Genomic DNA, 7,416 nt, shown 5'->3' on the forward strand with positions numbered 1-7,416 from the left:
ATGGCGGTGCGCAGGATCTTGATCGTCGGGGGCGGCACCGCGGGCTGGCTGACCGCCGCCTATCTTGCGCGCTTTTTCGACCTCGCGCGCAATCCGCGCCTGTCGATCACGCTGCTCGCGTCGGACGAGATCGGCAGCATCGGGGTCGGCGAAGGCGCCTTTCCGACGATCCGCAACACGCTGCAATATATCGGGATCGACGAGAGCGAGTTCGTTCGCCGCGCGTCGGCGACCTTCAAGCAGGGCATCCGCTTCGACGACTGGGTCCGCACCCCCGCCCCCGGCCAGTCGAGCCATTTCCTCCACCCGTTCGAGGCGCCCTATCATGGCGACGGGCACAGCCTCGTTTCCTATTGGCTGCTCCAGGACGAGGCGACGCGGCGACCCTTCGCCGAGGCGATGACGATCCAGAACCGCGTCGCCGAGGCGCGCCGCGCGCCGAAGCGGCCGGGCGAGGAGGCATTCGGCGGGCCGCTGAACTATGCCTATCACTTCGACGCGACGCGGCTCGCCGAGGTGCTGTCGAACCAGGCGCGCGCGCTGGGGGTTCTGCATTTGCAGGGTACGCTGACCGGGGTCGGGCTCGATCCCGAAAGCGGCGCGATCGACCATGTCGTCACCGCCGAGCATGGCGTGCTGACCGCCGACCTCTATATCGACTGTTCGGGCTTTCGCGCCGAACTGATCGGCGCACTCGGGGCACCGTTCAGGAGCGTCAGGCACCAGTTGTTCACCGACCGCGCGCTGGCGTGCAAGATCCCCTATGACGACCCCGAAGCACCGCTCGAAAGCTATACGATCGCAGCCGCGCACGAAGGCGGCTGGACGTGGGATATCGGCCTTGCCGGCGCGCGCGGGGTCGGCTGCGTCTATTCGAGCGACCATCTGAGCGACGAGCGTGCCGCCGAGATCCTCGCGGGCTATACCGGCGGGCGCAGTCATGACGTCAGCGTGCGCCGTATCCCGTTCGAGGCGGGCTACCGCCCGACGCCGTGGGTCAAGAATTGCGTCGCGGTCGGGCTGGCGGGCGGCTTCCTCGAACCGCTCGAGTCGACGGGGCTGGTGACGATCGAGACCGCAGCGGCGATGATCGCCGAGATGTTCCCGCTCGGCGGGCCGATGCACGCCCCCGCGCGCCGCTTCAACGAACTGATGAGCGCGCGTTACGACAATATCGTCAACTTCCTGAAGCTCCACTATTGCCTCAGCCGCCGCGACGAGCCCTTTTGGCGCGACAATGCCGACCCGGCGTCGATTCCCGACCGGCTCAAGGAATTGCTCGAGGAATGGCGCTATCGCCCGCCGGGGCGTTTCGACTTCATCCTCGATCTCGAAAGCTTCGCCTTCTTCAACTACCAGTACATCCTCTACGGCATGGAATATCGGACCGACCTGTCGCCCGTGCGCGAGGAATTTCCCGATATCGCCGAGGCCGAGCGCATCTTTGCCCGCATCCGCAGCTTCGGCGACCAGGCGGCGCACGAACTGCCGTCGCATCGCGCGCTGATCGACCAGATCAACGCCGCGTCGGCCTACGCCTGACGCCTAAAGCGCCCATTCGAGCGTCATCCACAGCCGGTCGGTATCGGTCGCGAAATCGTCGGCGCGATAGCGGGCGTAGCGCACCGACCCGCCGGTGCGGCCGCGCTTGGCGGTGAGCGCCAGCCCGATCTCGTCGCCATAATGCTGGCCGGCGCGGTCGCTGTCGAAACGGTGCCACACCGCGTTGACCCCGATCGCATCGAAGCCAGCGGCCTTTTTCCAGCCATAGCCGAGGCTCGCATAAAGGTCGCGCAGCCCGTTCGGCGGGGTGGTGACGAACTTGCCCGCCCAGCCGTTGAAACGGAAATGCGAGGCGAGCGGGGTCTGGACGCTGGTGAGCGGGATGCCATCGCTCGCCCCGAGTATTTCGTAACCGCCGGTCGCGGTCAGGCCGCCCGCGACGATGCCCGCTTCGGCGAGCCAATAATCGGCGGCATAGTCGTTCGGGTTGCGGTGCCAGTCGCTCTGCCGCGCCCAGCTGGCGGCATAGGTCAGCTTCACATCCTTCGCGATCGGCTGGCTGCCCGCGAAGCGCAGCCCCCAGGTCTGGCTCGACAGGCGATAGCCCTGCACCGCCGCCTCGTCCTGATCGACCAGATAGGCGAAGGCGCTGAGCGTGCCGATGTCGCTGCCATAGCCCAGAACCGCGAAGAGATTGTCGCCGCCGATCGCCTGCGGCCGCGCGCCGGCCCCGTTGCGACCGTTCACGGTGCGCACGCTCCGGCTATAGGCGAGGTCGGCGTTCAGGCCCTTGGGCTTGCCCCACTGGACGCGTAGCGCGTCGAAGGTCTGCTCATTCTGGCGGAAGCCCGCCGATCCGACGAAGCGCTGGTCGGCGAATTCGATGCGCTGGCGCCCGGCGGTGAGCGCGAGACCGTCGGCACCCGCATAACGGATTTGCGCGCGGTTGAGTTCGAGGTTCGGCGGGTCGGCGATCAGCGGGAATGCGGTCTTGCCGTTAGTGCCGTCATTATAGTCATAAGCGATCGCAAGATTGGCCTCGCCCTCGACCAACACCGACCACGCGCCCTTGGTGGCCTGTATTCCGGGACGCACGCGCAGCGTCAGCGCGTCGGCCTTTTCGGGAAGACCGTCCTGTTCGGTCGCTTCATAGCGCAGCCGCGCGTCGACCAGCGGCTTGATCGCAACCTCCTGCGCGCACGCGGTTCCGCCGAGCAGCGCCAGCGGCGGCGCGATCCAGAGTCTCGCCATATCGATAAGTTCCCAAAAATCCTCCCCGCCCCGGCGTCGGACCGAGGCGGGGGAGGCAGGAGGGATGGGTCAGACCGGCTTCGCCACCAGCGGCTCGCGGGCGGCATCTCCGTCGGTCTCGGTGCCGAGTGCGCCGAGTTCGCCGCTTTCGCGGGCCTTGCGGCCATAGACGATCTCGAACAGCGGCCCCGCCATGACGGTGGTGACGATCGCCATCAGCACCATCATCGCGAACAAGGTCGGACCGATGATGCCCTTTTGCAGGCCGATGTTGATGATGATCAGTTCCATCAGCCCGCGCGCGTTCATCAGCGCGCCGATGCCCATCGCGGTGCGGTTATCCTCGCCCGCAAGCCGCGCGGCGAGCCAGCACGCGCCGAACTTCGCGGCGATCGAGACGAGCAGGATGCCGAGTGCCACCGCGAGCAGCATCAGGCTGTTGACGGTGGTCAGCTGGGTGTTGAGCCCCGAATAGGTGAAGAACATCGGCAGCAGGAAGACGACCGTCATCGGCTCGATCTTCTTCTTGATCTCTTCGGTCAACAGGCCGCGCGGCATACAGACACCAAGCAGGAAGCCGCCGAACACCGCGTGGATGCCGACCGCGTCCATAAAGAAGGCCGACATCGCGTAGAGCATCAGGATGACAGCGAGGATACCGTGCGACATCTCACCCTGCGCCTCGACGATCCGCCCGAGCGGGACGAGCAGCTTGCGGCCGACGAAATACATGAAGAGCGCGAAGCTCAGCCCGCCGACGATCGCGAGCAGGGCGATGCCGGGGCCGGCGCCGAAGGTCGCGAGAACGACCGCGAGCACGCACCATGACACGGCATCGTCAAAGGCGCCGGCGGTCAGCGACAGCGTCCCAAGCGACGTGTTGGCGAGCCCGCGTTCGTTGATGATCCGCGCGAGCATCGGGAAAGCGGTGAGTGCGATACACGCACCCATGAACAAGGTCGCCGGCCCCTGCCCCAGCCCGTCGGTGAACAGCCCCGGTATATCGAGCAGGAAGGGCGTGATCAGCGCCGCGAACAGGAAGGGGGCGGCGATGCCGGCCGCCGACACGCCGACCGCACTTTTCGCCTTCGACTGGAAATGATCGAGCCGCAGCGTCGTGCCGACGAGGAACATGTAGAGCCCGACGCCGAACTGCGCGCCGACATAGAGGACATTGCGCGTTTCCTTGGGGAAGAGCGTGGCCTGGAAGTCGGGGAAGAACAGTCCGAACAGCGACGGTCCCAGGATGACGCCCGCGATCATCTCGCCGACAACCTGCGGCTGGCCGAAGAAGCGGTTCGCGGCCCAGCCGACGATGCGGCAAACGAGCAGGATCACTGCGATCTGCAGGAAGAAATGGATGCTATAGTCGCTGGGTGCGAAACTCTTCGCCACGTCGACCGCGGGACCATGCGCCCCCATCACATCGCCGATGGCGCGGCCGAGCTCGCCGAACATATCTGATACCAAATTCTGTCTCCCCTCTCGCGCCCGACCGGCCTCGCAGACCCGCGACACGCTCCCTTGCAGCGTCAGGAGACATGGATGGAGCGCCCGATCAAGCGCCGGACGATAATCGGGCAGACATCGCGCTGTCGATTTTCGGCGCAAGGATCATTTCTGTTGCGGGCCGGTAACAGTGTAGTAACATACCTACATGTGAACGATCCCATTGACACGATCAAAGGGCGGAGAAAGGCGGCGAAATGAAGCGCGTCACGAGCCGTGAATTCAACCAGGACGTGAGTCGCGCAAAGCGATTCGCGCAGATCGAACCCGTGTTCGTGACCGATCGCGGCAAGCCCACCCATGTATTGATCAGCATCGATGCCTGGCGGCAGCTGAGCGGCGAACGCGAAACGATCGGGCAATTGCTCGCCGCGGCGCCCGGCGAGCCCGCGCTCGATCGCAGCCTGTTGCAACGCACCCTCGCCGGCCGGGGACGCGGCTGATGTACCTGCTCGATACCGATGTCGTGCTCGACCTGCGCGAGGCCCGCGCCGAGAGCGCGGCGCTGGCGGGTTGGGCGCAGCGCATCTCGCGCCACGCGATGTTCCTGTCGGCGCTGTCGATCGTCGAGCTCGACAATGCCGCCGCGCTCGCGGGCAAGCAGGGCAAGGCGGTCGGCGCGGCGTGGCGGAGCTGGATCGACGATCAGCTGCTCCCGGCTTTCGAGGGGCGCATCGTGCCGGTCGACCTGGCGGTGGCGCGGCGCCGCGCGGCACTGTCCTTCGACCAGGATCGCGATGCCCTGTTCGCCGCGACCGCGCTCGAGCACGGACTGGCGCTCGTGACCTATCGCCCGACGGCGTTTCGCACTGCGCGGCTCAAGCTGGTCGACCCGAGCCGTGCCGCGCCCGAGGCGGGCGAAGCGTCCGACTGGCGCGAGGCGACGCGCGAACGCGCGCCATGGCTCCGCAATCTGTTCATTCGTGGCTGACGGTCAGGCGATTTTCTCGAAGGTCACCAGCAGGCCGTCCTTCGGGCGCGGGATCGGCCACATATACCAGTCGGGATCATAACCATCGGCAACCTTGATCCGGTGCGTCGTGATCACATGGTGGAAAAAGATCTTCGCCTGCATATACGCAAAGTGCAGCCCCAGGCACATATGCGCGCCGCCGCCGAAGGGCACCCAGGCATATTTGTGCCGCCCCTTGGCGCCCTCGGGCGAGAAGCGCATCGGATCGAATTTCTCGGGCTCGGGCCAATATTCGGGCATCATATGCGTATAGCCGGGATTGACCCCGACGCTGGTGCCTGCGGGGATGGTGTAGCCGCCGAATTCGAAATCCCTGAGCGCGCGGCGCGGGATGCTCGGCACCGGCGGGATCATCCGCAGCGCTTCCTTGAACGCCCATTCGGTGAGTTCGAGTTCGTTTAGCGCATTATGGCCGACCCCCTCGCCCGCCGGAGCGACGCGCAGCATCTCTTCGCGCAGCCTGTCCTGCCATTCGGGGTTTTTCGCGAGCAGCCAGACCATCGAACTGATCGAGCTGGTGATCGTGTCGTGCGCCGCCATCATCAGGAAGTTCATATGATCGACGATCGCCTCGACGCTGAGATAATCGCCGTTCTCGTCGCGAGCCTGACAGATTTGCGTGAACATGTCCTCGCCGGTCGAGGTGCGGCGTTCGGGGACCATCTTGCTGAAATAATCGACCAGATATTTGCGCCCCGCGACGCCGCGCCCCATCGCGGTGAAGGGCAGCGGGCGGCGGACGATGCCGATCGACGCCTGTACCATGTCGACGAAACTCTTGTTGATCTTCTCCGCCTCAGGACCCCAGGGGATGCCAAGGAAGCTGGTCGCGGCAAGGTCGAGCGTCAGTTGCTTGATCGCCGGGTAGAATTTGAAGCTCTGCCCGCTCCACGACGCGACGCGGTCCTTGATCCCGACGTTGAGGCTGTCGGCATAGAGCCGCATCGGCTCGGGCTTGAACGCAACCGACAAGGTCTTGCGGTCGGCGCGATGCTTTTCGAAATCCATCAGCATCAGCCCGCGCGGGAAGAGCAGGTTGAGCACCGGGCCCCAGCCCTGTTCGGACGAGAAATTCTTTTCGCGGTCGAACATCGCGAGTTCGTTCGCCTCGGGACCGTGGATCGCGACGCTGCGCCCGCCGAAGCTCCTGGTGCGATAGACCTTGCCATATTTGCCGACCATCCGCCGCGAGAAGCCCTGCGGGTCCTTGAGCTGGTCGAGCGTCGTGCCGAGCAAGGGCATGCCGTCCTCGCCCGGGATATGGTCGAGCAGCCGTTCGTCATTGCGCGGCAGCCAGTGGTTCGTGTCGGGGCCGAAGCGCGCTTCGGACCAGGCGAATTTGGCGGGGGCGTTCATGGGAGAGATTCCTCGTCAAATGGGCGACTTCGCCTTGGGTATCGCACTACTGACATCGATGCAAGTAACGTCTCGTCGTCGCTGCGACTCTATTCACCGCAAATTCAACTCGACTCGCACAAATTGGCGGCCATGATGATCGGCTCGCGCCTGCGGGCCGTAACCAAGGATAATGGCATGACAAATTTCCTTCGGCGTCCCCTCGGCATCGCGCTCGGCGCCGTCGCGACGGCCAGCCTCGGCGGCTGCTATTATGGCGACGTCAATGGTTATGGACCTGCCTACGCGGGCAATGATTGCAGCGCGCGCTATGGCGACGCCTATTACGACTACGACCCCTATGCCTATGACGATGGCTATGGTTACGACTGCTATGACGGCGGCGATTATGGCGCGGGCTTCGTCAACATCGGCTTCGGCGGCGGGTGGTACGACAATTATTACTATCCGGGCTACGGCCTGTGGCTGTTCGACAATTACAACAATCGCTACCCGCTGCGTGGCCAATATCTGAACTATTGGGGCGGGCGGCGCGCGTGGTGGAAACATCATGGCAAGGATCGCAACTGGCGTCCGCGCGGCAATGGCCCCGGTCGCGGCGACGGCCACTGGAACAACGGCCCGGGCCGCGGTGACGGTCCGCGCGGCGATGGCCGCCCCGGGGGCGGACGCCCCGGCGGCTGGGACGGCCCCGGTCGCGGCGACAATGACGGCCCGCGCGGCACGCGTCCGCCGCGCCCCGGCAACGGCAACGGCACGCCGCCCACGACCAATCCGACCCCGGTCGACCCGGGCCGAGGCGATGGCCGCCCCGGCGGCGGGCG

The 7,416-nt window shown here is 65.6% G+C and carries 7 protein-coding genes; 4 read left to right on the forward strand and 3 right to left on the reverse strand.

The window, feature by feature from the left end; all coding sequences use genetic code 11:
• On the forward strand, positions 1–1,542 hold the full coding sequence (locus B1A78_RS09750; protein ID WP_077146776.1) for a tryptophan halogenase family protein: 1,542 nt from the start codon (positions 1–3) through the stop codon (positions 1,540–1,542).
• Positions 1,543–1,545: 3 nt separating this feature from the next.
• On the opposite strand, the gene B1A78_RS09755 is transcribed toward B1A78_RS09750, so the two are convergent.
• The gene (locus B1A78_RS09755) at positions 1,546–2,754 is read right to left on the reverse strand and encodes an alginate export family protein (RefSeq protein WP_077146777.1); all 1,209 of its coding nucleotides are present in this window, start codon (positions 2,752–2,754) and stop codon (positions 1,546–1,548) included.
• 69 nt (positions 2,755–2,823) lie between these two features.
• Positions 2,824–4,212 (reverse strand): cation:proton antiporter, encoded by a 1,389-nt coding sequence (locus tag B1A78_RS09760; protein WP_083734021.1) that lies wholly within the window; start codon positions 4,210–4,212, stop codon positions 2,824–2,826.
• Positions 4,213–4,460: 248 nt separating this feature from the next.
• Between B1A78_RS09760 and B1A78_RS09765 the strand changes: the two genes are divergently transcribed.
• Positions 4,461–4,706 carry a type II toxin-antitoxin system Phd/YefM family antitoxin gene (locus tag B1A78_RS09765; RefSeq protein ID WP_077146778.1) on the forward strand — a complete coding sequence of 82 codons (246 nt, stop codon included), beginning with the start codon at positions 4,461–4,463 and terminating at the stop codon, positions 4,704–4,706.
• The gene (locus B1A78_RS09770) at positions 4,706–5,194 is read left to right on the forward strand and encodes a PIN domain-containing protein (RefSeq protein ID WP_077146779.1); all 489 of its coding nucleotides are present in this window, start codon (positions 4,706–4,708) and stop codon (positions 5,192–5,194) included. Before B1A78_RS09765 ends, B1A78_RS09770 begins: the two co-directional genes overlap by 1 nt.
• A 3-nt stretch (positions 5,195–5,197) precedes the next feature.
• Here B1A78_RS09770 and B1A78_RS09775 read toward each other — a convergent pair whose 3' ends face one another.
• A complete protein-coding gene (locus tag B1A78_RS09775) occupies positions 5,198–6,592 on the reverse strand; it encodes a cytochrome P450 (protein ID WP_077146780.1) in 1,395 nt (464 codons plus the stop codon).
• Between the two features lie 177 nt (positions 6,593–6,769).
• On the opposite strand from B1A78_RS09775, the gene B1A78_RS09780 reads away from it, so the two are divergent.
• Positions 6,770–7,416 (forward strand): hypothetical protein (locus B1A78_RS09780; protein ID WP_144037756.1); only part of this gene is annotated, 647 nt, incomplete at its 3' end.

Origin of the sequence: Sphingopyxis sp. KK2 (assembly GCF_001990265.1) — a bacterium.
GTDB lineage: Bacteria > Pseudomonadota > Alphaproteobacteria > Sphingomonadales > Sphingomonadaceae > Sphingopyxis.